This is a genomic window from Mycobacterium lacus (assembly GCF_010731535.1).
GTDB lineage: Bacteria > Actinomycetota > Actinomycetes > Mycobacteriales > Mycobacteriaceae > Mycobacterium > Mycobacterium lacus.
In genome coordinates, this window is the sequence record NZ_AP022581.1 from 1696894 (window position 1) to 1722061 (window position 25168).

21 protein-coding genes are annotated in these 25168 nt (G+C 66.8%); 18 read left to right on the forward strand and 3 right to left on the reverse strand.

The genetic code is table 11. The features are described from left to right. The 7 genes from recN (at position 1) to G6N24_RS07800 (ending at position 7992) form a co-directional block, all read left to right on the forward strand. Positions 1–1764, forward strand: coding sequence for a DNA repair protein RecN (recN, locus tag G6N24_RS07770; RefSeq protein ID WP_085160230.1), 1764 nt, complete (start codon positions 1–3; stop codon positions 1762–1764). Positions 1765–1879: 115 nt separating this feature from the next. Continuing rightward, complete coding sequence (steA, locus tag G6N24_RS07775; protein ID WP_085160232.1) at positions 1880–3061, forward strand: putative cytokinetic ring protein SteA; 1182 nt, start codon at positions 1880–1882, stop codon at positions 3059–3061. Between the two features lie 21 nt (positions 3062–3082). Further along, positions 3083–4006 (forward strand): copper transporter, encoded by a 924-nt coding sequence (locus tag G6N24_RS07780; RefSeq protein WP_085160234.1) that lies wholly within the window; start codon positions 3083–3085, stop codon positions 4004–4006. A gap of 115 nt (positions 4007–4121) precedes the next feature. After that, the gene (locus G6N24_RS07785; RefSeq protein ID WP_085160236.1) at positions 4122–5876 is read left to right on the forward strand and encodes a CTP synthase; all 1755 of its coding nucleotides are present in this window, start codon (positions 4122–4124) and stop codon (positions 5874–5876) included. Then, on the forward strand, positions 5869–6492 hold the full coding sequence (locus G6N24_RS07790; protein WP_085160238.1) for an NUDIX domain-containing protein: 624 nt from the start codon (positions 5869–5871) through the stop codon (positions 6490–6492). Before G6N24_RS07785 ends, G6N24_RS07790 begins: the two co-directional genes overlap by 8 nt. Continuing rightward, complete coding sequence (gene xerD, locus G6N24_RS07795) at positions 6489–7430, forward strand: site-specific tyrosine recombinase XerD (RefSeq protein ID WP_085160240.1); 942 nt, start codon at positions 6489–6491, stop codon at positions 7428–7430. Before G6N24_RS07790 ends, xerD begins: the two co-directional genes overlap by 4 nt. Before the next feature lie 13 nt (positions 7431–7443). Continuing rightward, on the forward strand, positions 7444–7992 hold the full coding sequence (locus tag G6N24_RS07800; protein ID WP_085160242.1) for a Uma2 family endonuclease: 549 nt from the start codon (positions 7444–7446) through the stop codon (positions 7990–7992). Between the two features lie 14 nt (positions 7993–8006). Here the strand turns inward: G6N24_RS07800 and G6N24_RS07805 are convergent, their stop codons facing one another. Continuing rightward, a complete protein-coding gene (locus G6N24_RS07805; RefSeq protein ID WP_085160334.1) occupies positions 8007–11258 on the reverse strand; it encodes a DEAD/DEAH box helicase in 3252 nt (1083 codons plus the stop codon). Between the two features lie 129 nt (positions 11259–11387). Then, positions 11388–12140: an O-methyltransferase gene (locus tag G6N24_RS07810; RefSeq protein WP_085160244.1), complete on the reverse strand. Its 753-nt coding sequence runs from the start codon at positions 12138–12140 to the stop codon at positions 11388–11390. A gap of 135 nt (positions 12141–12275) precedes the next feature. On the opposite strand from G6N24_RS07810, the gene G6N24_RS07815 reads away from it, so the two are divergent. The 7 genes from G6N24_RS07815 to G6N24_RS07845 all read left to right on the forward strand — a co-directional run bounded on the left by G6N24_RS07815 (position 12276) and on the right by G6N24_RS07845 (position 20198). After that, complete coding sequence (locus G6N24_RS07815) at positions 12276–13466, forward strand: inositol-3-phosphate synthase (protein WP_085160246.1); 1191 nt, start codon at positions 12276–12278, stop codon at positions 13464–13466. Positions 13467–13489: 23 nt separating this feature from the next. After that, positions 13490–14317: an SCO3242 family prenyltransferase gene (locus G6N24_RS07820; RefSeq protein ID WP_085160336.1), complete on the forward strand. Its 828-nt coding sequence runs from the start codon at positions 13490–13492 to the stop codon at positions 14315–14317. Beyond that, positions 14317–15738 (forward strand): TIM barrel protein, encoded by a 1422-nt coding sequence (locus G6N24_RS07825; RefSeq protein WP_085160248.1) that lies wholly within the window; start codon positions 14317–14319, stop codon positions 15736–15738. Before G6N24_RS07820 ends, G6N24_RS07825 begins: the two co-directional genes overlap by 1 nt. After that, positions 15725–16576, forward strand: coding sequence for a TatD family hydrolase (locus G6N24_RS07830; protein WP_085160250.1), 852 nt, complete (start codon positions 15725–15727; stop codon positions 16574–16576). The genes G6N24_RS07825 and G6N24_RS07830 overlap by 14 nt, the downstream gene beginning before the upstream one ends. Beyond that, positions 16576–17706 (forward strand): metabolite traffic protein EboE, encoded by a 1131-nt coding sequence (gene eboE / locus G6N24_RS07835; protein WP_085160252.1) that lies wholly within the window; start codon positions 16576–16578, stop codon positions 17704–17706. Before G6N24_RS07830 ends, eboE begins: the two co-directional genes overlap by 1 nt. Before the next feature lie 159 nt (positions 17707–17865). After that, positions 17866–19191, forward strand: coding sequence for a nucleotide pyrophosphatase/phosphodiesterase family protein (locus G6N24_RS07840; protein WP_232070716.1), 1326 nt, complete (start codon positions 17866–17868; stop codon positions 19189–19191). A 38-nt stretch (positions 19192–19229) separates the two neighbouring features. Continuing rightward, entirely contained in the window at positions 19230–20198 is a 969-nt protein-coding gene (locus tag G6N24_RS07845) for a hypothetical protein (protein ID WP_085160338.1), read from the forward strand. On the opposite strand, the gene G6N24_RS07850 is transcribed toward G6N24_RS07845, so the two are convergent. Next, complete coding sequence (locus G6N24_RS07850; RefSeq protein WP_085160256.1) at positions 20183–21739, reverse strand: DHA2 family efflux MFS transporter permease subunit; 1557 nt, start codon at positions 21737–21739, stop codon at positions 20183–20185. The genes G6N24_RS07845 and G6N24_RS07850 overlap by 16 nt on opposite strands. A gap of 266 nt (positions 21740–22005) precedes the next feature. On the opposite strand from G6N24_RS07850, the gene G6N24_RS07855 reads away from it, so the two are divergent. From G6N24_RS07855 to G6N24_RS07870, 4 genes are read left to right on the forward strand one after another with little or no spacing between them, the layout of a single operon-like run. Then, positions 22006–22869 (forward strand): ParA family protein, encoded by an 864-nt coding sequence (locus G6N24_RS07855; protein WP_085160258.1) that lies wholly within the window; start codon positions 22006–22008, stop codon positions 22867–22869. Continuing rightward, on the forward strand, positions 22830–23684 hold the full coding sequence (locus G6N24_RS07860) for a segregation/condensation protein A (protein WP_139822384.1): 855 nt from the start codon (positions 22830–22832) through the stop codon (positions 23682–23684). The genes G6N24_RS07855 and G6N24_RS07860 overlap by 40 nt, the downstream gene beginning before the upstream one ends. Continuing rightward, positions 23681–24376: an SMC-Scp complex subunit ScpB gene (gene scpB, locus G6N24_RS07865; RefSeq protein ID WP_085160262.1), complete on the forward strand. Its 696-nt coding sequence runs from the start codon at positions 23681–23683 to the stop codon at positions 24374–24376. Before G6N24_RS07860 ends, scpB begins: the two co-directional genes overlap by 4 nt. Beyond that, positions 24376–25125, forward strand: a complete 750-nt coding sequence (locus tag G6N24_RS07870) for a pseudouridine synthase (protein ID WP_085160264.1) — start codon at positions 24376–24378, stop codon at positions 25123–25125. Before scpB ends, G6N24_RS07870 begins: the two co-directional genes overlap by 1 nt. Positions 25126–25168 lie beyond the last annotated feature (43 nt).

Sequence of the window (25168 nt, forward strand, 5' to 3'; positions counted from 1 at the left end):
GTGCTTACCGAAATACGAATCGAGTCGCTGGGCGCCATCAGCGTTGCCACCGCGGAGTTCGATCGGGGCCTGACCGTGCTGACCGGCGAGACCGGCACCGGCAAAACCATGGTGGTGACCGGGCTGCACCTGCTTGGCGGTGCCCGCGCCGATGCGACCCGCGTGCGTTCCGGGGTTGATCGTGCGGTTGTCGAAGGTCGTTTCACGACAACCGATCTCGACGATGCCGCGGTAGCCCACCTCGACAGCATCCTGGACGCGTGCGGGGCAGAGCGCGACGAGGATGGCAGCGTGATCGCGTTGCGCTCGGTCAGCCGTGACGGACCGTCGCGGGCCTACCTGGGCGGCCGCGGGGTGCCCGCCAAGTCACTGAGTGGTTTTACCAACGAGCTGCTCACCCTGCACGGGCAGAACGACCAGCTGCGGTTGATGCGGCCCGAGGAACAGCGCGGCGCGCTGGACCGCTTCGCGGGCGCTGGTCCCGCGTGTGAGCGCTATCGCAAGCTGCGCGACGCGTGGGTGTCGGCGCGGCGCGACCTCGTCGACCGCCGCGAGCGGGCCCGGGAACTCGCCCAGGAGGCGGATCGGCTGAAATTCGCGCTCAGCGAGATCGACGCCGTCGGCCCGCTACCCGGGGAAGACGACGCGCTGGTCGCCGACATCGTTCGGCTCTCCGAACTGGACACGCTGCGCGAGGCGGCGGCCGGTGCGCGCGCGGCGTTGTCCGGGACCTCGGACGAGGCAGATGCGTTCGGGGCCGGCGCCGCTGACGGCCTCGCGCGCGCGCGGACGGCCCTGGAATCGACCGGTGACGCCAAACTGCGGGCGTTGGCGGAACAAATCGGCGAGGCGCTCACCGTGGTGGTGGACGCGGGACGCGAGCTCGGCGACTACCTCGACGAGCTGCCGGCCGACGCCAGCGCGCTGGACGCCAAGCTGGCCCGCCAGGCCCAACTGCGCACGTTGACCCGCAAATACGCCGTCGACATCGACGGGGTGCTGCGGTGGGCACAGGAGTCGCGCGAGCGGCTGGCGCAACTCGACGTTTCCGAAGAGGCGTTGGCAGGGTTGGCGAATCGTGCCGACGAGCTCGGGCGCGAATTAGCGGAGGCCGCAATCGATCTCAGCAAGATCCGCCGCAAGGCGGCCAAGCGGTTGGCCAAAGAGGTCACCGCGGAGCTGTCCGCCCTGGCCATGGCCGATGCCGAATTCACCGTCGGCGTGACCATCGACGCGGCCGGCGCAAACGATCCCGGCGAACCCGTCGCCCTCGGCTTGCCCTCGGGCGAGCTGGCCCGTGCCGGCGCCGACGGGATCGACCAGATCGAATTCGGCTTCGCCGCGCACCGGGGGATGACGGTGCTGCCGCTGGCCAAGAGCGCATCCGGTGGCGAGTTGTCGCGGGTGATGCTGGCTCTGGAAGTGGTCCTAGCGGCCTCGGCCTCCGGGACCACCATGGTGTTCGACGAGGTCGACGCCGGCGTCGGCGGCTGGGCGGCGGTACAGATCGGGCGCCGTCTCGCGCGCCTGGCCCGTACCCACCAGGTCATCGTGGTGACGCACCTGCCGCAGGTCGCCGCGTACGCCGATGTGCACCTGATGGTGCATAGCAGCGGGCGCGACGGGGCCAGCGGGGTGCGGCGCCTGACCGGCGAAGACCGGGTAGCGGAGCTGGCCCGCATGCTGGCCGGGCTCGGTGAATCCGACAGCGGCCGCGCGCACGCCCGCGAGCTGCTGGAGGCCGCGCAGAACGACGAGATCTAGACACCGCCGCGAGCGCGTGATCTGCCTGTGACAGATGTGACATTATATAACTTCTGAGGCTAATGTTACGGCGCGCCTCCTCGATACCGCCGCGCTTCACCGACAGAATCGCCCCATGAGGATGTCAGCGCTGCTTTCCCGAAATACCTCCAGGCCGGGTCTCGTCGGCACGGCTCGGGTGGACCGCAACATCGACCGGCTGCTGCGGCGGGTGTGTCCCGGCGACATCGTGGTCCTCGATGTCCTGGATCTGGACCGCATCACCGCCGACGCGCTGGTGGAAGCCGACATAGCCGCCGTCGTCAACGCATCGCCGTCCGTCTCGGGCCGCTACCCCAACCTCGGCCCGGAGGTATTGGTCAACAACGGCGTCACCCTGATCGACGAGACCGGGCCCGAGGTTTTCAAAAAGGTCAAGGACGGCGCCAAGATTCGGCTCTACGAAGGCGGGGTGTACTCCGGCGATCGTCGGCTGATCCGCGGCACCGAGCGCACCGACCACGACATCGCCGACCTGATGCGCGAGGCCAAGAGTGGACTCGCCGCCCACCTGGAGGCGTTCGCGGGCAACACGATCGAATTCATCAAGAGCGAAAGCCCGCTGCTGATCGACGGTATCGGCATCCCCGACATCGACGTCGACATGCGCCGCCGGCATGTGGTGGTCGTCGCCGACGAGCCGGGCGCCGCCGATGATCTGAAGGCCCTCAAGCCGTTCATCAAGGAGTATCAACCGGTGCTGGTCGGCGTCGGCAGCGGCGCGGATGTGTTGCGCAAGGCGGGTTATCGCCCGCAACTCATCGTCGGCGACCCGGACCAGATCAGCACCGAGGTTCTCAAGAGCGGTGCCCAGGTGGTGCTGCCCGCCGACGCCGACGGTCACGCGCCGGGCCTGGAACGCATCCAGGATCTCGGTGTCGGGGCCATGACGTTTCCCGCCGCGGGCTCGGCGACCGATCTGGCCCTGCTCCTGGCCGACCATCACGGCGCCGCGTTGCTGGTCACGGCCGGCCATACGGCCAACATCGAGACGTTCTTCGACCGGACGCGCGCGCAAAGCAATCCCTCGACCTTCCTCACCAGGCTGCGTGTGGGGGAGAAGCTGGTGGACGCCAAGGCGGTCGCCACCCTGTACCGCAGCCACATCTCGGCCGGCGCCATCGCGCTGCTGGCGCTGACGATGCTGATCGCCGTGATCGTCGCGCTGTGGGTGTCACGCACCGACGCCGTGGTTCTGCACTGGATCATCGATTACTGGAACCGCTTCTCCCTGTGGGTGCAGCACTTGGTCACGTAGTTTTTTCGAGGACGTGCTCTCATGATCTCGCTACGCCAACATGCGATCTCGCTGGCCGCGGTCTTCCTGGCGCTGGCCGTGGGGGTGGTGCTGGGTTCCGGGTTTTTCTCCGACACCCTGCTGTCTAGCCTGCGTGACGAGAAGCGTGACCTGGCCACGCAGATCAGTGGGCTCAACGACCAAAAGAACGCGCTGAACGAGAAGCTCAGCGCGGCAAACAACTTCGACGCCCAAGTGCGCGGCCGGATAGTGCACGACGCGCTCGGCGGCAAGACGGTGGTCATCTTCCGCACCCCGGATGCCAACGATGACGATGTCGCCGGGCTGTCGAAGATCGTGGCCCAGGCAGGTGGCTCGGTCACCGCGACGGTGTCACTGACCCAGGAGTTTGTCGACGCCAACTCCGGGGAGAAGCTGCGTTCGGTGGTGAACGCGGCGATCCTGCCGGCCGGCACCCAATTGAGCACCAAGCTCGTCGACCAGGGTTCGCAGGCCGGTGACCTGCTCGGCATCGCCTTGCTGTCAGAAATCGAGGCCACCCAGCGAGACACCGTGCTGGGGGCGCTGCGCGAGACCGGGTTCATCACCTACCAGCCGGCTGACCACATCGCCGCGGCGAACGCCGCCCTGGTCGTCACCGGCGGCGCGCTACCCGTCGATGCCGGCAATCGGGGGGTCACCGTGGCCCGGTTCGCCGCGGCGTTGGCGCCTCGCGGCTCGGGCACCCTGCTCGCGGGCCGGGGCGGCTCGGCGACGGGCGCTGCCGCCATCGCCGTGACCCGCGCCGATGCCGGCATGGCCGGCGCGATCAGCACCGTCGACGACGTCGACGCCGAGCCCGGGCGGATCACCGCCGTGCTCGCCCTGCACGATCTGATCGACGGCGGCCATCCCGGGCAGTACGGCACCGGTCACGGCGCGACCTCCGTCACCGTTCCGCAGTAGGCGGCGTGTTCGCCGCGGCAGGCCGTCGCGGATGTTAGGGTGGATTTCCGTGGGTCGGCAGGCCCAGCTGAGGCTAGAAACCGTCAAGCCCTGCCCGTCTTCACGGAGGTCGCCAGTGCGTAAGCACCCGCAAACCGCCACCAAGCACCTCTTCGTCAGCGGCGGCGTCGCCTCCTCGCTCGGCAAGGGTCTCACCGCCAGCAGCCTTGGACAACTATTGACCGCTCGCGGGTTGCAGGTCACGATGCAGAAGCTCGACCCGTACCTCAACGTCGACCCGGGCACCATGAACCCGTTCCAGCACGGCGAGGTTTTCGTCACCGAGGACGGCGCCGAGACCGATCTCGACGTCGGCCATTACGAGCGCTTCCTCGATCGCGACCTCTCCGGGTCGGCGAATGTTACTACCGGACAAGTGTATTCGACGGTCATCGCCAAGGAACGTCGGGGTGAATACCTCGGTGGCACCGTCCAGGTGATTCCGCATATCACCGACGAGATCAAACGCCGCATCGTCGCCATGGCCGAACCGGATGCAGCGGGCAACCGCCCTGATGTCGTCATCACCGAAATCGGCGGCACCGTGGGCGATATCGAGTCACAGCCCTTTCTGGAGGCGGCCCGGCAGGTCCGCCACGACCTGGGCCGGGAGAACGTCTTCTTTCTGCACGTGTCGCTAGTGCCCTACCTGGCCCCGTCGGGTGAGCTCAAGACCAAACCGACCCAGCACTCGGTGGCCGCGCTGCGCAGCATCGGTATCACCCCGGACGCATTGATCCTGCGCTGCGACCGCGATGTTCCCGAAGCGCTGAAGAACAAGATCGCGATGATGTGTGACGTCGACATCGACGGCGTGATCTCCACTCCGGACGCACCGTCCATCTACGACATCCCCAAGGTGCTGCATCGTGAGGAGCTGGATGCCTTCGTGGTGCGCCGGCTCAATCTGCCGTTCCGCGACGTCGACTGGACCGAATGGGACGACCTGCTGCGCAGGGTTCACGAACCGCACGAGGTGGTGCGAATCGCGTTGGTAGGCAAATATGTTGAGCTTTCCGACGCGTACCTGTCGGTCACCGAGGCGCTGCGTGCCGGGGGTTTCAAGCACCACGCAAAGGTCGAAATGCATTGGGTGGCTTCCGACGACTGCGAGACGGCCGGTGGCGCCGCGGCGGCGTTGGGCGATGTGCACGGCGTGCTGATCCCCGGCGGATTCGGCATCCGGGGAATCGAGGGCAAGATCGGCGCCATTGCGCACGCACGGGCACGCGGGTTGCCGGTGTTGGGGCTGTGCCTCGGCCTGCAGTGCATCGTGATCGAGGCCGCGCGCTCGGTCGGCCTCACCGACGCCAACTCGGCCGAATTCGACCCGGCCACACCGGATCCCGTGATCTCTACGATGGCCGATCAAGAACAGATCGTGGCCGGCGAGGCGGATCTGGGCGGCACCATGCGGCTGGGCGCCTATCCCGCGGTCCTGGAGCCGGGTTCGATTGTGGCCCAGGCATACGGAACGACACAGGTGTCCGAGCGGCATCGGCATCGCTACGAGGTCAACAATGCCTACCGGGACAAAATCGCGAAAAGCGGCCTTCGGTTTTGCGGAACCTCACCGGACGGCCATCTGGTGGAGTTCGTCGAATACCCGCCAGATCAGCATCCGTTCGTCGTCGGCACCCAGGCCCACCCCGAACTGAAGAGTCGACCCACCCGGCCGCATCCGCTGTTCGTCGCATTCGTCGGGGCGGCCATCGACTACAAGTCCGCGGAGCTGCTCCCCGTCGAGATGCCCGAGCAGCACTCGCCCAACGGCAGCCAGCATCGCACCAACGTCGCACGGCCGCTACCCGAACCCGCGGCCCGTGGCTGAGCACTGCTTCGAGACAGTATCGTCCGAAACCTTGCATAGCGGAGCGATTTTCGCGCTGCGCCGCGACCAGGTGCGGATGCCGGGGGGCACCATCGCGGTACGTGATGTCGTCGAGCACTACGGGGCCGTCGCCGTCGTGGCGATGGACGACAACGGCAACATCCCGATGGTCTATCAGTACCGCCACCCGCTCGGTCGACGGTTGTGGGAGCTGCCCGCCGGGCTGCTCGATGTCGCGGGGGAGCAGCCACACCTCACCGCGATCCGCGAGCTTGTGGAAGAGGCCGGCCTGCGGGCCAATACGTGGCAGGTGCTCGTCGACCTCGACTCCACGCCGGGCTTCAGCGACGAGTCGGTACGGGTCTATCTAGCCACCGGACTCAGCGCGGTGGACCGGCCCGAGGCGCATCACGAAGAAGCCGACATGACGGTGCAGTGGTTTCCCCTCGTCGAGGCCGCCCGGAAGGCGCTCTGCGGCGAAATCGTCAATTCGATTGCAGTGGCGGGTGTTTTGGCCGCCCACGCCGTAGCCAACGGGCTAGCCCAGCCGCGTCCGGTGGACGCCCCATGGAGCGACAAGCCGACGGCATTCATGGCGCGAAAGGCCGCGCGATGACGGCGCTCGCGCTGCACGCACAACTGCAGGGCTACCTCGATCATCTGACGATCGAGCGAGGGGTGGCGGCAAACACCTTGAGCTCGTATCGGCGCGACCTGCGTCGCTACTCGAAGCACCTGTCGGACCGGGGGATTCACGATCTGGCCAAGGTCGGCGAGGACGACGTCAGCGAGTTCCTGGTCGCGCTGCGCCGCGGGGACCCCGACTCCGGCGCGGTTGGGCTCTCAGCGGTGTCGGCGGCGCGGGCGCTGGTCGCGGTGCGTGGGCTGCATCGGTTCGCCGCCGCCGAGGGTCTGGCGGAACTGGACGTGGCCCGGGCGGTCCGGCCGCCGACGCCGGGCCGCCGGCTGCCCAAGAGCCTGACGATCGACGAGGTGCTGGCACTGCTGGAGGGCGCCGGCGGGGATAGCCCGGCCGACGGCTCGCTGACGCTGCGCAACCGGGCTCTACTCGAGCTGCTGTACTCCACCGGAGCGCGGATCTCCGAAGCCGTCGGCCTCAACGTCGACGACGTCGATACGGAAGCCAGGTCGGTGCTGTTGCGCGGCAAGGGCGGAAAGCAGCGGCTGGTGCCGGTGGGACGTCCCGCGGTGCGGGCGCTGGACGCCTATCTGGTGCGCGGACGCCCGGAGCTGGCTCGTCGCGGCCGCGGGACGCCGGCCATCTTTCTCAACGCGCGCGGTGGCCGGTTGTCGCGGCAAAGCGCGTGGCAGGTCTTGCGGGACGCCGCCGAGCGCGCCGGCATCACTTCGGGTGTCTCGCCGCACATGCTGCGGCATTCCTTTGCCACCCACCTGCTCGAGGGCGGCGCCGATGTCCGCGTCGTGCAGGAGCTGCTGGGTCATGCCTCGGTCACGACGACGCAGATCTACACTCTGGTCACGGTCCGTGCGCTGCGCGAAGTCTGGGCCGGAGCCCACCCCCGGGCACATTAGGAGACGGACCGCGATGACTAGCGTGCACCTGCCCAAGCTGCTATCCATCGAGGATTGGGCCGCTCTCCCGGAGGACAACAGTGCCCACGTCGAGCTGCAGGAGGGCGTGCTCATCGTGACGCCACGGCCGTTACGGCCGCATGCCCGGGCCGTGTTCGGCATCGCCAAGCAACTCGATGATCAGCTGCCCGCCGGTCTGGAGGCGATCATCGAATTCGAGGTCTGCGTCGATGCTGCCTACCCGCCCACGGTACGCATCCCCGATATCGTGATCACCCGCAAAGAGGGCCCGGAAAGACGCTTGGAGGGCCCGGATGTGCTGGCGGCAATCGAGGTGGTATCGCCGGGTTCGCGACGGACGGATACCGTCACCAAGCGCTCCGAATACGCCGAAGCTGGGATCGAGCATTACTGGATCGTCGAGCTTGGCCCACCCGTAACACTCACCGCGCTGCACCTCCCCGGCGAGTTCGGTTACCCGGAATCACCGGCGGTGACCGGCACATTCACCACCACTGCTCCCGTTCCGCTGCGCCTCGACCTCGACGAGCTGGGCCAGTGACCGGCCGGGCCCGATCACGCGAGCAGCCCGCGGATGTCGTCGGCGGTCAGAGCCGACCCGAACGCGTCACCGTCGTCGATGACGCTGGCGAATAACTTCGCCTTGCGGGCGTTCAGTGCTATGACCTTCTCTTCGATGGTGTCGCGGGCGGTGAGCCGGTACACCATGACGTTGCGGGTCTGGCCGATGCGATGGGTGCGGTCGATGGCCTGGGTTTCCGTGGCCGGGTTCCACCACGGGTCAAGCAGGAAGCAGTAGTCGGCCTCAGTGAGGTTCAGCCCGAACCCGCCGGCCTTGAGGCTGATCAGGAAAACCGGCGCGGCTCCGTCCTTGAACCGCTGGATCACCCGGGCGCGGTTGCGGGTTCGCCCATCGAGGTAGCAGTAGTCGATCGCCTCGGTGTCGAGGCGCTCGCGCACCCGGCCGAGGAAGCGGGTGAACTGGCTGAAGACGAGCGCGCGGTGACCGCCGTCGGCGATCTCGCGCAGGTGCTCGACGAGGGCATCGATCTTCGCGCAGGCCAGCGCGTCGTGTGCCGGGTCGACGAGCCCGGGGTGCAGCGCCAGCTGGCGTAGCACCGTGAGGGATTTCAGGATGGTGAATCGGTTGCGCTGCATGTCGTCGAGCAGGCCGAGCACCTTTTGCCGCTCTCGTTGCAGTCGCTTGTCGTAGAGCGCGCGGTGCCGGGGCGGCAGGTCGATGTCGAGCACCTGCTCCTGCTTGGCGGGCAGCTCGGCGGCCACCAGCTGCTTGGTGCGGCGCTTCACCAAAGGTTTGATCCGACGGCGGAACAGGGTGAGCAGCTCCGGGTCGCCGGTCTTCTCGATCGGCTTGGCATAGTAGTCGGCGAACTTCGTCGGGTTGGGAAACAATCCGGGGGCGGTGATCGACAGCAGCGACCACAGGTCCATGAGGTTGTTCTCCATTGGTGTGCCGGTGATCGCGATCTTGACCGGCGCCGCCAGCTTGCGTGCGCACTGGTAGGTCTTGGCGTGGCGGTTCTTCACGTACTGGGCTTCGTCCAGGATCAGCCCCGACCACGCTTGGGCGGCGTGGGCCTCGAAGTCGAGCCGGAACAAGGTATACGAGGTGACAACGATGTCGGCGCACTGGGCCAGCTCGCCGAGGTCGGCGCCGGACCGGCGCAGGGTATCGGCGATCGCGCGCACCGACAGTCCCGGCGCGAACCGCGCGGCCTCGCTGACCCAGTTCGCGACCACACTCGAGGGTGCCACCACCAAGAACGGCGCGCCAACAGAATGTTCCCGAGCCGAATTTAGTTGTTGGACATGGCAGATCAACGCAAGCGACTGAATGGTCTTGCCGAGGCCCATGTCGTCGGCGAGGATCCCGCCGAGCCCGTGGGCATACAGGGTCGCCAGCCACGAGAATCCGTCGGCCTGGTAGGGCCGCAGCTCGGCGTGCAGGCCGCCCGGCGCCGCCACGGGTTCCAGACTCCGCAGCGCCCGCAGCGCACCGACCTGGCGCCGCCATTCCTCGGCCTGGCGCGTGACCACCCCGAGCTCGGCGAGTTCGTCGAACAGCCCGGCCTGAAACCGGCTGATGCGAGCCGATCCCTCTTCGCAATCGGTCAGCGCGCGCGCCTCCTCGATCAGTTGGCGCAGCTTCACCAGCTCGGGCTTGTCCAGCGCGAAGTACGCGCCGTCGGCAAGCAGCAGGTGCGACTGTCCACGCGCGAGCGCGGTGAACACGGTGACGAACGGGATCTGTTTGCCCTCGACGCTGATCGCGACGCCCAAATCGAACCAGTCCGTCTCGCCGGGAACCGCGTCCGTGGTCACTTCGATGACGAGGGAACCGCTCGCCTCCCGGTAGTCGACCGGGTCGCCGGTCACCTCCACCACGACATCGGGCAGCCCGGCGAGCAGAGGCTGGAGTTCGGTGGCGAACCGCATCGTCTGAAGGCCGGACAATCGTGTCCAGGGGGTGAGCGTGCCGCCCTCGGCTCGGAGCCCGAACCGTTCCAACGGCGCATCGATACCCGAGGCCAGCCTGTTCTCCGCGTCGAAGTCGCGGTAGCCGACTTCGCCCGCGGCGCCAGCGGGCGAGCGAAACTCGCTGTCGCCCACCCGATATGCCCATTCCCACGTCAAATCCAGCTCGTGCTCGCCCCGATACTCGGCGCGCAGCGCCAACGTCGGACCGGCGATCGCCGGCGGCGTGAACGACTCGTCCGACGACGTGACCGCCGCGACGTGCCGCAACCTCGGGTAGTACTCGGCGGCGAACCGCGCCGCCTCGGCCGCCGGGATCACCAGGGCTTGTCCGTCGAGCGCCATGCGCTGCAACGCCGTCGGCACCGGCTTGTCCAGCCGCGCGAGCCGCAGCCCGCCGTCGGTGTAGGCCACCCCATGCCCGGCCGATCCGATGAAGGCAGCCGGACGGGCCGCGGCGCCGTCGACGTGGAGCACGGGCGTGACCGCGAGGGCGCCCGACTCGTCGGCCATGACGTCGAGACATAGCCGCGACGTGGCATACGGCGGCACGTCGTGCTGGGACCGGGGCTGCACCAGCCGCACGCCGATTCGCCGGGCCTCGTCCAGCAGCGGCCACAACTGCGGAGACTCGAACTTCAACAACGAGATCGTCTTCACATCCGAGTACGAATAGCTGTAATAGCCAGTCGAATTCGAGGCCGACGCCCGGTAGGCGGCGTAGAACTCTTGCAGCAGGTGAACGTGGGTGTCGGGATAACCGTAGTGGCGCAGCATGGAAACCCTGCTCCAGCTCAGGTCGCCGGCAACCCAGCCGCCGCGCTTGCCCGGGCGCACCAGCCGTGCGTCCAGTGCCGGAGCCGGCCCGCCCGCGACCAGGTTCAGCTCGATGGCCAGCGGTGTGGTGGGCGCGTCGGCCGGCGAAGCCGGGGGAAACAACGCGTCCAGCGACTGCCGCCACGCCGACGGCGCCCGCGGCGCCGCCGGGGTGGGCGACACGCGGTGGGTGCGGGTCTTGGCGGTTCCGGTGGCGGCGATCATGATTGCGGCGACATGCTTGCAGTCCACCTGCATGGGGCACGTGCACAGCCCGATATCGAGGCTCCAGATGTCGGCGAAGTCCGCAGACAGTTGCGCGGTGGTGGTGTAGGTGCGGCTCCCGTTACCTCGAACGTTGCCGACCAGGCTGCCCTCGTCGGGGTCCCATAGGCACCGCACCACCCGTCCCCCGCGCGCGTAGTCCAGGCCCCGGCGGTAGGTGTCGGCGCCCAGCCGGGAGTGGGCGTCCTCGAGGTCGATCGACGGATACATCAGCGATTGCACCCCCGCACCGTAACGACCCGATCCGACAGGAAGTCCCAACCGCGCCGCGTGTCACGCGAAAGTGGTGCAGATGAGGTTCAGGATTCTGCTGTGGCGACACCGCGCCGCATGCCGGCGCTAACCCAGGTATTCGGACTCCAGCACCAGATCGGACACCAGCGACTGGTATTCGAGATGTGTCTTGTGCTCGACGGTGTTCCAGAGCTTGCCCTGCTGCTGGCGCATGTATGCGCGGTACTTCGGTGCGCCGGGAAACTTGACATTGTCGGCCACCACGATCGAGCCCGGGTGTAGCCAGCCGCGGTCCAGGATGCTCAGCAGGTCGGCCAGGTACGCCGTCTTCTCGTGATCGATGAACACGAAATCGGCGATGCCAGAGGCGAATCCGTGCTCGGCCTCCAATGCGTCCAGGGTGCGCCCGCCGTCGCCGATGGTGCCGACCACACAGGTCACCCGGTCGGCCACGCCGGCGTGCGCCCAGATCCGCCGGGCGTTTGCGGCGTTGGCTTCGGAGAGCTCAACGGAGTACACCTTGGCGTTCGGTGCGGCCCGGGCGATGCGCATCGCGCCGTATCCGACGTAGGTGCCCAACTCCAGCGCCACCGCCGGGTCGGCGCGGCGCACCGCGGCGTCGAGCAGTTCGCCTTTCTCGTCGCCGACGTTGATCAGTATCGACTTGTCGTAGGCGAACGTGTCGATGGTGGCCAGCACGTCGTCGATGTCGCCGGCCCGCGCGTTCTCGAGCACGTAGTCGACGGCCGCTCCTTCGCGTCCGTCGCCGAACTGGCCGGTGTTGAGGTAGGAGCGAATCCCGAGTCCCATCCGCAAAACGGACCACCGCAACGGCGTCAGGCGTTGTTTGAGGCTCATCAGGGACCACTTTAGCTGGTAGGCGTGGCCTTGACAGCTGTTAGCATTTTGCTCAGTAATGCTAGATCGATATCCCGAATTAACCCGCGAGGACCGCCGAATGCACCGCCAGGACACCACATCCGGGGTGAGCGCATGACGCGGTGCGGACTTTGGCTTACCGGCGCCCGGGGTTCGGTGGCAACCACCTCGATCGTGGGCCTCTACGCACTCAGCGCGGGCCTGATCCCCGACACCGGTTGCGTGACGGCGACCGCGGACTTTACCGACGCGCCCCTGCCGAAGTTTGCCGATTTCGCGGTGGCCGGGCGCGACATCTCAACCATTCCGTTGGTCAAGCGCGCGGAAGCGCTCGTCGAGGCCGGGCTGTTGCCGCCGCGGGTGGTCGCCGCCGTGTCCGACCGACTCGCGGCCACCGATGAGCGGATCGTCGGCCCGTCGTGCATGGCAACCGCGGACCCGGCAGCCGCCGGTGCCCGCACCCAGGCAGAACTGGTCGACCGGCTTAGCGATGCGATGGCCGGGTTCGTATCGCGGCAGTCACTTGACGTGTTCGTCGTCATCGACGTGGCGTCCACCCAGCCACCGGCAGTGGACCTGCCGGAGTACCAAGACCCCGATCTGCTGATGCCGGCGCTGGCCGAGAAGGACCGCATCGTGCTGCCGGCGAGCGCACTGACCGCCCTTGCCGCAATCCGCAACGGCGCCGCCTACGCCTGCTTCACCCCGTCTCCCACCCTGGGCCTGCCCGCGCTGCGGACGTTGGCCGACGACGCGGGTATCCTCTACGCCGGCCAGGACGCCAAGACCGGTCAAACGTTGTTGCGAACCGTGTTGGCCCCCATGTTCGCCGCACGCGCGATGCACGTCCACTCGTGGGCCGGGACCAACCTGCTGGGCGGCGGCGACGGCGCCACGCTGGCCGATCCGGTCGCCGTGCAGTCCAAGCTTGCCAGCAAGCAGCGGGGCATCCAGCAGATGCTCGGCGGAGCTGTCACCGCCCCGCTGCACATCGACTACGTCCCGGACCTCGGGGAAACCAAGGTTGCCTGGGATCACATCCATGCCACCGGATTTCTCGGCGGCCAGATCACGCTGCAAACCATTTGGTCCGCACCGGATTCCTCGTTGGCCGCGCCACTGGTTCTCGACGTCGCGCGTCTCTTGGCGATGGCCCGCGGTCGCGGCGCCCGCGGCGTCGTCGGCGAGCTGGGCTTCTTCTTCAAGGAACCGTGGGGTTGCTCAACGCATTCGCTGGCGGCGCAATACGATGCGTTGCTGCGGTGGGCTAATTCTTTTTCGACGTCGTCGCCCGCCGGCTTGTGAAGGTTAGCGACTGCCTCGAGTTGATGAGGGCGCCGGCAGCGCTCACGGTTCTCGGCGATAGTGCCGTGGGCGCCATCTGGTCGGGGCGTCCGTTAACGGGATGGCGTCTGGCGCTGCCGCTGGCATCGGCCCTGTTGTATTGCAGCGGCATGGTGCTCAACGACTATGCCGACCGCGAGCGTGACGCGATCGAACGCCCCGAGCGGCCCATTCCTTCCGGACGAGTGTCGCCCGACTCCGCGCTGTCGCTCGCCGCGGGCTTGGCCGCGGCCGGTATCGCGACCGCGACCGCGGTTGGGGGGCGCCACGGCTTGGCCGCCGCAGGCCGGATCACGTTGTGCGTTGCCGCCTATGACCTGGTCGCCAAGGACACCGCTGCCGGACCGGTGGTCATGGCGGGTTGCCGGTTTCTCGACGTCATGCTCGGCGCCGGTCCGGGCCATCGCCCCGCGTTGGTGCCGGCGTCGGTGATCGGCGTGCACACCACCGCCATCACCCTGTTGTCCCGACGCGAAGTCAGCGGCGCACAGCGCGGCCTGCCGGCGACCGTCGCGGGCGTGGCGGGTGGGGTCGCCACAGCGGGATTGGCCACCGCTAGACCGTGGTATCGCGCCGCGCCGGCGGCGGCCGTGTACCTGTGGTCGTTTGGCCCCGGCCTGTGGAAGGCGTGGCAGCGTCCCACCGCGGAGGTGATCCGGGGTGCGGTGCGCAACGGCATCGCGGCGACGATCGGCGTCCAGGCGATGCTGGCCGCCCGATCGCCCAGCCCTGGCGCCATGCTCGCGCTGGGCGGACTGGCAATCGGCTTGCGCCTCAAAGTTTCTGCGCCGAAACCCACCGAGGTGACCTGATGGACATTGGCTACAACACGAACAGTTTGGCGGATCATCAGCTGGCCGATGCGCTGGCGTTGATCGCCGACGAGGGGTATACCGCCGTCGCGTTGACCATCGGCCATCCCCACGTGCGGCCCTTCGATGCCGATCTCGGTTCTCAGCTCGGCGCACTGCGGGCATTGCTGGACACGCATGGATTGAAGGTGGCCATCGAAACAGGAGCGCGCTATCTCCTGGATCCACGTCACAAGCACAAACCGTCACTGGTCGACGTCGACGGCGAACCCCGCGTCGAATTCCTGCGGCGCGCAATCGATATCGCCGCCGACCTCGGGGCCACCTGCGTCTCGCTGTGGTCGGGCTACGCCGTCACCCACGGCGACCCGGACGCCACCCGCGGCCTGCTGCTGAGCAGGCTCGCGCGGGTGGTCGATTACGCCGAGCGCAAGGCGGTGACACTGGGATTCGAGCCGGAACCTGGCATGTTCGTCGAGACCGTGCAGCAGGTGCGCGACGTATGCCGGGCACTCGGTGACCCGCCGCGGCTCGGCGTCACGTTGGACGTCGGTCACTGCGTGATGACCGAACCGAGTGGCGCTGACACGGCGATCGCCGAGGTGGGCGACAAGCTCGTCAACGTGCACCTCGACGACATGACGCCGCACAAGCACGACCATCTCGAGTTCGGCCAGGGCGATCTCGACCTGGGTGCCGTGATGGATGCCCTGCGTAGCATCGAGTTTGGCGGCATCGCCTCGGTCGAGCTGCCGCGCCACTCGCACGACGCGCCGAACGTGCTGCGCCGAAGCATGTGGGCGATCAAGGTGGCCCGGTTGCCGCTTGCGGCCAGATCATGGCTCGACACGGCCGCACAGGAGATCGGTCGCTCGCCGGACAAGATCGTGGAGCTGTTTCCCGGGGCGGCACGTGGGGTCGGAGGATCCGGCGATGCGATCATGTTGGCTCGTGAGAAACTGTTCACCGTCTTGCTCGCCGCAATCGGCGACGAGGCGGCCTGCGCGCTCGTCGAAAAGCTCTATCGGTGGGGCGACACCGACGAACGCCTGGCCGTGCTGCGCGGATTGGAGGTCGCGGCGCTGCGCGGCGAGCTCGGCTCCACTACGACGGCAACGGGAGTCGGCCTGGCCGAGGACGCTCTGCGGAGCAACGATCCACGGCTGGTCACCGCCGCGCTCGCCGGGTTCGGCACCCGCTTCCTTTCTCAGCACGCCTGGCGCGACGGCGTGATGAAGCTGGTGTTCATGGGCGTTCCGTTGCGCGAGGTGCCTGGCCTGCCCACTCGCGTCGATGCCGAACTGGCGCGCATGGCAACGGATTACATCAGCGAACGCCGAGCGGCCGGGCGCTCGGTGCCCGCCGATGTCGAGAGGTTGCTGACCGCCAACACAACGGAGGCCCATCGTGAGGATATTTGACCCACACATTCACATGACCTCTCGTACCACCGATGACTACGAGAACATGTACGCGGCGGGTGTGCGGGCAATCGTGGAACCGGCGTTCTGGCTCGGACAGCCCCGCACCGACGCGGCGTCGTTTATCGACTACTTCGACAGCCTCATCGGCTGGGAACGATATCGCGCGTCACAGTTCGGCATCGCGCACAATTGCACCATCGCACTAAATCCGAAGGAAGCCAATGATAGTCGTTGCCGCCCGGTGCTCGAGCAGATACCGCGCTACCTCTCTAAGAGCGGTGTGGTCGCCGTCGGCGAGATCGGCTACGACTCGATGACATCCGACGAAACCGCGGTGTTCGAGACGCAGTTGGAGATGGCAGCCAAGCGTGGGATGCCCGCCCTGGTTCACACGCCCCATCGCGACAAGCTCGGCGGAACGCTGGCCAGCATCGAGGTGGTCAAGCGGGTAGGAATCGATCCGGCTCTGGTACTGCTGGACCACCTGAACGAGGTGACCATAGAGCCCGCACTGGAAAGTGGTTGCTGGGCAGGCTTTTCGATCTACCCGGACACCAAGATGGACGAGGGACGCATGGTCGCCTTGATGCAGCGCTACGGCCTCGAGCGGATAATCGTCAACTCGGCCGCCGATTGGGGTCGATCGGATCCGCTCAAGACGGCCAAGACCGCACAGGCAATGCTGGCGGCCTCGTTCACCGAAGACGACGTCGATCGGGTGATGTGGCGCAATCCGGTCGAGTTCTACGGCCAAAGCGGACAGCTTCGCCTGCTCAGCGATGATCAGGACGCGGCGTTCGCGGGTAACACGATCAACCGCGGGGAAAGACCTTGATGTTGTCGTACTGCAGCAACGTCGTTGCCGCCGACAATCTGGACGTGCTGGAGCGCCACGTGCTGTCGGTCTTCGCTCCGGCGCGCGAACGCGCCGGGCTCGAGCGACTCGGAATCGGGCTGTGGTTGCCGGGTCGCACCGTGGGTCAGCTGACCGGCGATCGGCGAGCCCGCGGCCGACTGGCCGGGATGCTGGCGGACAACGGGCTCGCGGTGGTGACCATGAACGCGTTTCCTTACGGAGCCTTCCACGGTGAGCTGGTGAAGCACGCTGTCTACCAACCGGATTGGACAACGCCGGAGCGACTGGAATACACGAAAGGGTGCGCCGAGGTTCTCGGCTCGCTGATGGCCGACGCCTCGCACGGCACGATCTCGACGCTACCGCTGGGCTGGGCCGATCCGTGGGACGACGAGGTCAACGTCAAGGCATGCCACAACCTGTGCAGGCTGGGCGATGTTCTGCGCCGCATCGAGGACGAGTCGGGGCATCGGATCAGGCTGGCCGTCGAGCCTGAACCCGGCTGCGTTATCGGATCCTGTCGCGACGCAATGGGGTGGTTCGCGCGGGCGGTCGGCGAGAATGACGTGGATCCGCGCTATATCGCTCTGTGCCTGGATACCTGTCATCTGGCGGTGATGTACGAGACCCCTGCCGACGTCGTGGCCGGGCTGGCCGAGAGCGGGGTCGAGGTGGTCAAGATACAGGCCTCCAACGCTATTGAGATCCATGACCTTGCCGCCGCGGGTGTCGCCGAAGCGTTCGCCGAGTTCGCCGACTCCCCCTACCTGCATCAGGTCAACGGTGTCGACGCGGACGGTCACGAGTGGTTCCGAGACGATCTATCCCTGGACGACCCGTCCACACCCAGGTCGGGCAGCGCACGGGTGCACTACCACGTGCCGCTGCACGCCCGGCCGCCCGCCCCGTTGGACAACACCGCGCACGTCCTCGCCGAAGTCATGGGTCTGCTGCGCGACGGGACGATCGCGGGCCCGGTCGATGTCGAAATCGAAACCTACACCTGGAATGTCCTGCCGCCGTCGCTGCGCATGGGCAGCCTGGCCGAGGACATCGCGGCCGAGATTCGCTGGCTCGACGAACTCGTATGTGTGCGGGATCCGGCATGACGCCGCGCCGACGACGCTGCGGTGGGGGCACCTCCCGCTTGCGGGGGACGAAGCGATGAGGTGGGGGCACCTCCCGCTTTGCGGGGGAGAGCGGCGCTCATGACGCAATGTGTTCTGCTGATTGACGTCGTTGGACTAACCCGGCCTCTGCTACGGCATATGCCGAATCTTTCGGCGCTCGCTGCGCAAGGCGCCATGAGGCCGCTTGCCCCCGTATTTCCGGCGGTTACGTGTTCGGTGCAGTCGTCGATGGTGACCGGCCTGATGCCCAACCGGCACGGAATCGTCGGCAACGGTTGGTATTTCCGTGACCTCGGGGAAGTGCTGCTGTGGCGCCAGAGCAACAAGCTGGTGGCGGGCGAGAAGGTGTGGGAGACGGCCGCCGGTCGGTTCGACGGATACACGTCGGCGAACGTCGGATGGTGGTACGCGATGAACGCGAGCAACGACGTGATCGTCACGCCGCGGCCGGTGTATCACCAAGATGGACGCAAATCGCCGGACTGCTACGTCGTCCCATCGGCTCTGCATGACATCTTGACCGACAAACTGGGCACGTTTCCGTTGTTCCAGTACTGGGGGCCAACCGCGTCGATCACGTCGTCGCGCTGGCTCGTCGAGGCGTCGATAGAGATAATCCGACGCTATTCGCCCACGCTGCTCACCACGTACATCCCGCACCTGGACTACGACCTTCAGCGCTATGGCCCGGATGCGCCGCAGGCGATCACGGCGGCCGGAGCCGTGGACCGGGCGCTGGCTCCCTTGCTCGGCTTGGCCGCGCAGCAGGGAACAACGGTCATCGTCGTCTCCGAGTACGGGATAGCGGGGGCGAACCTTCCGGTGAACATCAACCGCGAACTGCGCCGCGAAGGCTACCTGAACGTCTACACCCAGCAGGGCCGGGAGTACCTGGACCCGTGGACATCTCGAGCGTTCGCCGTCGCCGACCATCAAGCAGCCCACATCTACGTGCGCGACGACTCGGATCTCGCCCGGGTCGCCAACCTGGTTCGCGGCCTGGACGGTGTCGACGAGGTGCTCGACCGGAAGAAGCAGCAAACGCTGGCCATCGATCACCCGCGATCCGGAGAGTTGGTGGCGATCGCCGAGCCGGGCGCCTGGTTCACCTACTACTACTGGCTCGACGACGACCGCGCCCCGGAGTTCGCGCCGTGCGTAGACATCCACCGCAAGCCCGGGTATGACCCCGCCGAATTGCTGATGAACCCCGACGATCGGGCGGTCAAAGCCAAAGTCGCTGCGGCCCTGGTAAAGAAGGCGCTGGGTCTGCGGTACACCATGGGGGTCATCGCCCTCAACGGCGCGTCCGTCGGGGGGACACACGGGCGACTGCCGGACTCTGAGGCCGACACCCCGCTCGTCATCACGTCGTCGCCGGACCTGTTGTCCGACTCGTCGGCGCCCATGCCCGTCACCGCCGTGCGCGATCTTGTCCTCGATGCGCACGCGCCTCGAAGATAGTGTTGTCGTCCGGCCGAGCACTCAAGGAGAAGGCCCCAATGCTGCCAACGAAACGTGACTTCCAAACCAGCATTGCTGCAATGGCGAATGTTGCCGCGTCCGATGGACTCTCAGCGGCAGATGAGAGGCTCCTGGAAGCTGCATGCGTGTATCTTGCCGATGACGACATCGACTGGCGAAAGCTTGCCGAGCGACCGGCCGACGAAATGTCGGTCAGGCTCGAATCCGACGTTGCTAAACGCTGCGTGTTGTTCCTGATGACTGCGGCGATCTTCGCGCGCGGGAAAGTTCGGCTGTCGAGGGTCGAGGCGAGCCGCAGCATCGCTAGGGCGCTGGGTTGTTACGACAGGTTCCTAGATGACCTGCTCGACATTGCTCGCGGACGCGAATTCATCGGCGCGATGCGAATCAGGGCAAAGCTCATGAGCAGCCACGGCACCTCTCGTATTCAGGTTCTGAAAGGCTTTTGGGACAACATGTCCGGGTATCTCGGGTTTTCGACCGACCCCGTGCTTGCCGCGTCCTATCACAAGCTGGGCCTCCTCGAACCGGGGTCACTCGGACGCGAACTCTGGGCGCACTATGTTCGGAACAACCTGAGGTTCCCCGGCGAGAAAGGCACTACGGGGGAGTTCATTGTTGGGCATGACGTGGCGCATATCTTGTCGGCGTATTCGACGGAGCCCGCCGGTGAGATCCTTGCCGGAGCGTTCACGGCCGGATACAAGGCTCGAAATCCATTTGCACCCCTGCTGCTGGTGCTGTTGCAGTTTCAGGCCGGCATCAAGATTGACTTTCGGTCGCAAACGACCATCGCAAAACTGGATCCTGCTGGCTATATGGATGCTTTTCGACGCGGCCTCGAATGCAACGCCGACCTCACATTTGGAAGTTGGGACTGGCGACTCTACACCGAGGTACCAGTGGCAGAGCTTCGCGAGAGGTTGGCGATTCCACGGCAAGCGGCGCCCGCCGTTGAGGGCGGCACCTATCAAGAAGTGTTGTGACGGCCACGCGGCTGGTCCCCCGGCCGGTTCGGCAAGAAGACCACGGGGATGAAGGTCAGCGCCACCAGCACGACCGACACCACGAACACCACCGTGTAGGCATGTGAAAGATCGTGCAGCACATTGCCTTTGAAGTCAGCGTTCAGGGCTTGCGGTGGCATCGTCGACGGGTCAACCGGCACCGCGCGTCGGGCGGCGTCTGCACGCAAGCGCTCGATCTCGTGTGCCGCGGAAACGTTTTCGCTGCGATTGAACTGGCCCGTCAGGATCACCGACATCAGCGCGGTTCCCACCGAGGCGGCCACCTGCTGGTTGACGTTGACCAGCGTCGAACCCCGCGCAATCTGATGCGGGGCCAGGGCCTGCACGGCGGCCGCCGAGAGCGGCGTCATCGTGGCGCCCATGCCCAGGCCCATGACCGTTAACCCGACCAACAGGGTCGGCACATAGTTGGCCTGCTTGGCGACCCCGAGGGCGAAAATGCCCATGCCGGTGGCGATCAGCGTGATGCCGACCAGCAGGATCTTGCCGGGTCCGCGCTTGTCCATCAACGATCCGGCCAGCGGCATGGTCACCATGGCGCCGATTCCTCGCGGGATCATGCTCATCCCGGCCCCCAACGGCGTCTGGTGCAACAGCTCCTGAAAATAGCTCGGGAACAGCAGCCCGGCGCCGAAAAAGGATGCGGCGAACAGAAACATCGCCGTGTTGGCCAGCGTGACCATCCGGTTGGTGAACAGGCGCAGATCGATCAGCGGGTGATCGGCGCGGTAGAGCGCGTGAAAGACGAACCCGACGATCAACACCAGCCCGAGGAAGGCCGGGATCCACACGTGGCGATCAGCCGCCGTGCCGCGGCCGGGGATGACCGACACCGCGTACAGGAAGGTCGCCAAGCCGGGGGAGAGCAGCAGCATGCCGAGGAGGTCGAAGGTTTCCGACGGCGTCGAATGATCGGGTGGGAAGACGACGGCGGCGAGGACGAACGCGATCAGGCCGATTGGCAGATTGATCCAGAAGATCCATTCCCAGCCGTAGCTGTCGATAAGCCAGCCGCCCAGGACCGGCCCGAACACCGGGCCGAGCAACATCGGGACGCCCAGAATGGCCAGCACCCGGCCGAGCCGCTTCGGACCTGCCTCGCGGGTCAAGATGGTGAGGACCAGCGGCATCAGCATGCCCCCGCCCAGGCCCTGCACCACCCGAAATGTGATGAGCAGATTGATAGTTGGCGCCATGGCGCACAGCAGCGAGCCCAGCGTGAATGCCGCAAGCGAGCCCATGAAGAGTCGTTTGGTGCCGAACCGGTCGGCCGCCCAACCCGCCAATGGGATCACGGCGGCCAGGGCCAAGGTGTAGCCCGTCATCGTCCAGGCGATGACGGCCTGGGTTGAGTCGAACGCGGTGACGAATGTGCGTTGCGCGACGGTGACGACCGTGGTATCGACGATCGCCATCAGCGAACCCAGGACACAGACGCCCGCGATCCGCAGCAGCCGCGCATCGAGCTGGTCGGGTTGGTCTGCGCCCGTACGGTCCATGCGAGACAGCATCACACACAGGATCCGTGCTTCGTGAGATTCGCCTCGCCGCTCTTGCCGAAGCCGAGCGGCGGCCAAGACATCGGCTAGCGAGACTGGGTCAAGAGATGATCGCGGGGCGCTGCGATGGCGGACCGACGCTGCCCGGCTCGACCGCGCAATAGCTGCTTGATTTGCCCGCGGGTCTCCCTGCGCAGGCGCGCCTAGCCGTTAGACTTTCCTGCGATGTCCACCCAGATGCGCGTCACCACAAGCCGCCGCCAGGCATGACCGACGACCCGGACCACGTCAGCGAGATCGGCCTGACCGGGCGGCCGCCGCGGGCCATCCCCGAGCCCCCGCCGCGCACCTCGCACGGCCCGGCCAAGGTGGTCGCGATGTGCAACCAGAAGGGTGGCGTCGGGAAAACCACGTCGACGATCAACCTGGGCGCCGCGCTCGCCGAGTATGGCCGGCGGGTGCTGCTGGTGGATATGGACCCGCAGGGTGCCCTGTCGGCGGGCCTGGGTGTGCCGCACTATGAGCTGGACAAGACGATCCACAACGTGCTGGTGGAGCCGCGGGTGTCGATCGACGATGTGCTGATCCACACCCGGATCAAGCACATGGATTTGGTGCCCAGCAACATCGACCTGTCGGCCGCCGAGATCCAGCTGGTCAACGAGGTGGGCCGGGAGCAGACCCTGGCCCGCGCGCTGTACCCGGTGTTGGACCGCTACGACTTTGTGCTTATCGACTGCCAGCCATCGCTGGGTCTGCTCACCGTCAACGGGCTGGCCTGCGCGGACGGCGTGGTGATCCCCACCGAGTGTGAGTTTTTCTCGCTGCGTGGCCTGGCGCTGCTCACCGACACCGTCGACAAGGTGCGCGACCGGCTCAACCCGAAGCTGGAGATCAGCGGAATCCTGATCACCCGCTACGACCCGCGGACCATCAACTCGCGCGAGGTGATGGCCCGTGTGGTGGAGCGGTTCGGTGATCTAGTGTTCGACACCGTGATCACCCGCACGGTCCGCTTCCCGGAGACCAGCGTCGCCGGCGAACCCATCACAACCTGGGCCCCGAAGTCGGGGGGTGCCCTGGCCTACCGATCGTTGGCCCGCGAGTTCATCGACCGATTCGGCGTGTGAACGGCCGCCGCGCGCATGGCGAGGGCTTTCAGGTCCGGCTGACCAACTTCGAGGGGCCGTTCGATCTGCTGCTGCAGCTGATCTTCGCGCACCGCCTCGACGTCACCGAGGTCGCGCTGCACCAGGTCACCGACGATTTTGTGGCCTATACCAAGGCGATCGGTTCCCAGCTGGGTCTGGAGGAGACCACGGCGTTCCTGGTCATCGCGGCCACCTTGCTCGACCTGAAAGCGGCTCGGCTGTTACCCGCCGGACAGGTCGACGACGATGAGGATTTGGCCCTGCTGGAGGTGCGGGACCTGCTGTTCGCCCGCCTGCTGCAATACCGTGCATTCAAGCACGTCGCGGAGATGTTCGCCGAGCTCGAAGCCAACGCGTTGCGCAGCTATCCGCGCGCGGTGTCACTAGAAGACCGATTCGCCGGTCTGCTGCCTGAGGTGATGTTGGGCGTCGACGCCGACCGGTTCGCCGAGATCGCAGCGATAGCGTTCACCCCGCGGCCGGTGCCGACGGTAGCCACCGGGCATCTGCATGAGCTGCAGGTCTCGGTCCCCGAGCAGGCCAAGCTGCTGCTGACCATGCTGGAAGCGCGGGGCAGTGGCCAGTGGGCATCATTTTCCGAGCTGGTCGCCGACTGTCAGGCGCCGATCGAGATCGTCGGGCGCTTCCTCGCGCTGCTCGAACTGTATCGATCGCGGGCGGTAGCATTCGAGCAGCTAGAGCCCCTTGGCGTGCTCCACGTTTCGTGGACGGGGGAGCGGCCGAGCCGCGCCGGCGATGCGGTGGGGAGCGATGAGGAGGAGCGGCGCTTGTGACCGAGGAAATGCCCGACCTCGATCTGGGCGGTGGCATCCCGGACATCGCCGAGCCCGCGGAGATGGATCCTGACGAACTTGGCAGGGTGCTGGAGGCGCTGCTGCTGGTGGTGGACACTCCGGTGACCGCCGAGGCCCTGGCCGCGGCCACTGAGCAACCCGTTTATCGGGTCGCCGCCAAGTTGCGGCTGATGGCCGACGAGCTCACCGAACGCGACAGCGGCATCGACCTGCGTCATACCGGCGAGGGCTGGCGGCTGTACACCCGTGCCCGGTTCGCGCCCTACGTGGAGAAGCTGCTGCTGGACGGCGCGAGATCCAAGCTCACCCGGGCCGCGCTGGAGACCCTGGCCGTGGTGGCCTACCGCCAGCCGGTGACGCGCGCGCGGGTGAGTGCGGTTCGCGGTGTCAACGTGGACGCCGTCATGCGCACTCTGTTGGCGCGCGGCCTGATCACCGAGGTGGGCTCCGATCCCGACACTGGCGCTGTCACGTTCGCCACCACCGAGTTGTTTCTGGAGCGGTTGGGGCTGACCTCACTGGCCGACTTGCCCGATATCGCGCCCCTGCTGCCCGACGTCGACACGATCGAGGACTTGACCGAATCCCTGGACAGTGAGCCGCGATTCATCAAACTGGGCGGCGGCCAGCCGCCCGACCAGACGCTATCGTTCGACGTGGACCAGGATTGATGGTCGATATTGAAGACCGAGGCATCCGGCTGCAGAAGGTGTTGTCGCAGGCCGGGATTGCGTCGAGGCGGGCCGCCGAGAAGCTGATCATCGACGGCCGCGTGGAAGTGGACGGGCGGATGGTGACCGAGTTGGGCACCCGGGTCGACCCGGATGTTTCGGTGATCCGCGTGGACGGGGCCAGGGTGGTTGTCGACGGCTCGCTGGTGTATCTGGCGCTGAACAAGCCGCGCGGTATGCACTCGACCATGTCGGACGATCGCGGCAGGCCGTGTATCGGCGACGTGATCGAGAGACGGGTCCGCGGCAACAAGAAGCTGTTTCACGTCGGGCGGCTGGATGCCGACACCGAGGGGCTGATCCTGTTGACCAACGACGGCGAACTGGCGCACCGGTTGATGCATCCCTCCCACCAAGTGCCCAAGACGTATGTGGCGACGGTCACCGGGACGGTGCCGCGCGGGCTCGGCAAGAAGCTGCGGTCGGGCATCGAGCTCGACGACGGGCCGGCGCACGTCGACGATTTCGCGGTGGTGGACGCGATCCCCGGTAAGACGTTGGTGCGGATCACCTTGCACGAAGGCCGCAATCGCATCGTGCGTCGGCTGCTGGCGGCCGCGGGCTTCCCGGTGGAGGCGCTGGTGCGTACCGACATCGGCGCGGTGTCGCTGGGTAAGCAGCGTCCGGGCAGCATCCGTGCTTTGCGCCAGGACGAGATCGGGCAGCTGTACAAAGCGGTGGGCCTGTGAGCGGAACGAGCGTAGTGAGTGACGGGAACGAGACGAACGATCC

Coding starts and splice junctions, on each gene's coding strand:
- steA (WP_085160232.1), top strand. CDS start 1,880: ATGAGGATGTCAGCGCTGCTTTCCCGAAATACCTCCAGGCCGGGTCTC.
- G6N24_RS07780 (WP_085160234.1), top strand. CDS start 3,083: ATGATCTCGCTACGCCAACATGCGATCTCGCTGGCCGCGGTCTTCCTG.
- xerD (WP_085160240.1), top strand. CDS start 6,489: ATGACGGCGCTCGCGCTGCACGCACAACTGCAGGGCTACCTCGATCAT.
- G6N24_RS07800 (WP_085160242.1), top strand. CDS start 7,444: ATGACTAGCGTGCACCTGCCCAAGCTGCTATCCATCGAGGATTGGGCC.
- G6N24_RS07805 (WP_085160334.1), bottom strand. CDS start 11,258: ATGTATCCGTCGATCGACCTCGAGGACGCCCACTCCCGGCTGGGCGCC.
- G6N24_RS07810 (WP_085160244.1), bottom strand. CDS start 12,140: ATGAGCCTCAAACAACGCCTGACGCCGTTGCGGTGGTCCGTTTTGCGG.
- G6N24_RS07815 (WP_085160246.1), top strand. CDS start 12,276: ATGACGCGGTGCGGACTTTGGCTTACCGGCGCCCGGGGTTCGGTGGCA.
- G6N24_RS07820 (WP_085160336.1), top strand. CDS start 13,490: ATGAGGGCGCCGGCAGCGCTCACGGTTCTCGGCGATAGTGCCGTGGGC.
- G6N24_RS07825 (WP_085160248.1), top strand. CDS start 14,317: ATGGACATTGGCTACAACACGAACAGTTTGGCGGATCATCAGCTGGCC.
- eboE (WP_085160252.1), top strand. CDS start 16,576: ATGTTGTCGTACTGCAGCAACGTCGTTGCCGCCGACAATCTGGACGTG.
- G6N24_RS07840 (WP_232070716.1), top strand. CDS start 17,866: ATGCCGAATCTTTCGGCGCTCGCTGCGCAAGGCGCCATGAGGCCGCTT.
- G6N24_RS07845 (WP_085160338.1), top strand. CDS start 19,230: ATGCTGCCAACGAAACGTGACTTCCAAACCAGCATTGCTGCAATGGCG.
- G6N24_RS07850 (WP_085160256.1), bottom strand. CDS start 21,739: ATGGACCGTACGGGCGCAGACCAACCCGACCAGCTCGATGCGCGGCTG.
- G6N24_RS07855 (WP_085160258.1), top strand. CDS start 22,006: ATGACCGACGACCCGGACCACGTCAGCGAGATCGGCCTGACCGGGCGG.
- G6N24_RS07870 (WP_085160264.1), top strand. CDS start 24,376: ATGGTCGATATTGAAGACCGAGGCATCCGGCTGCAGAAGGTGTTGTCG.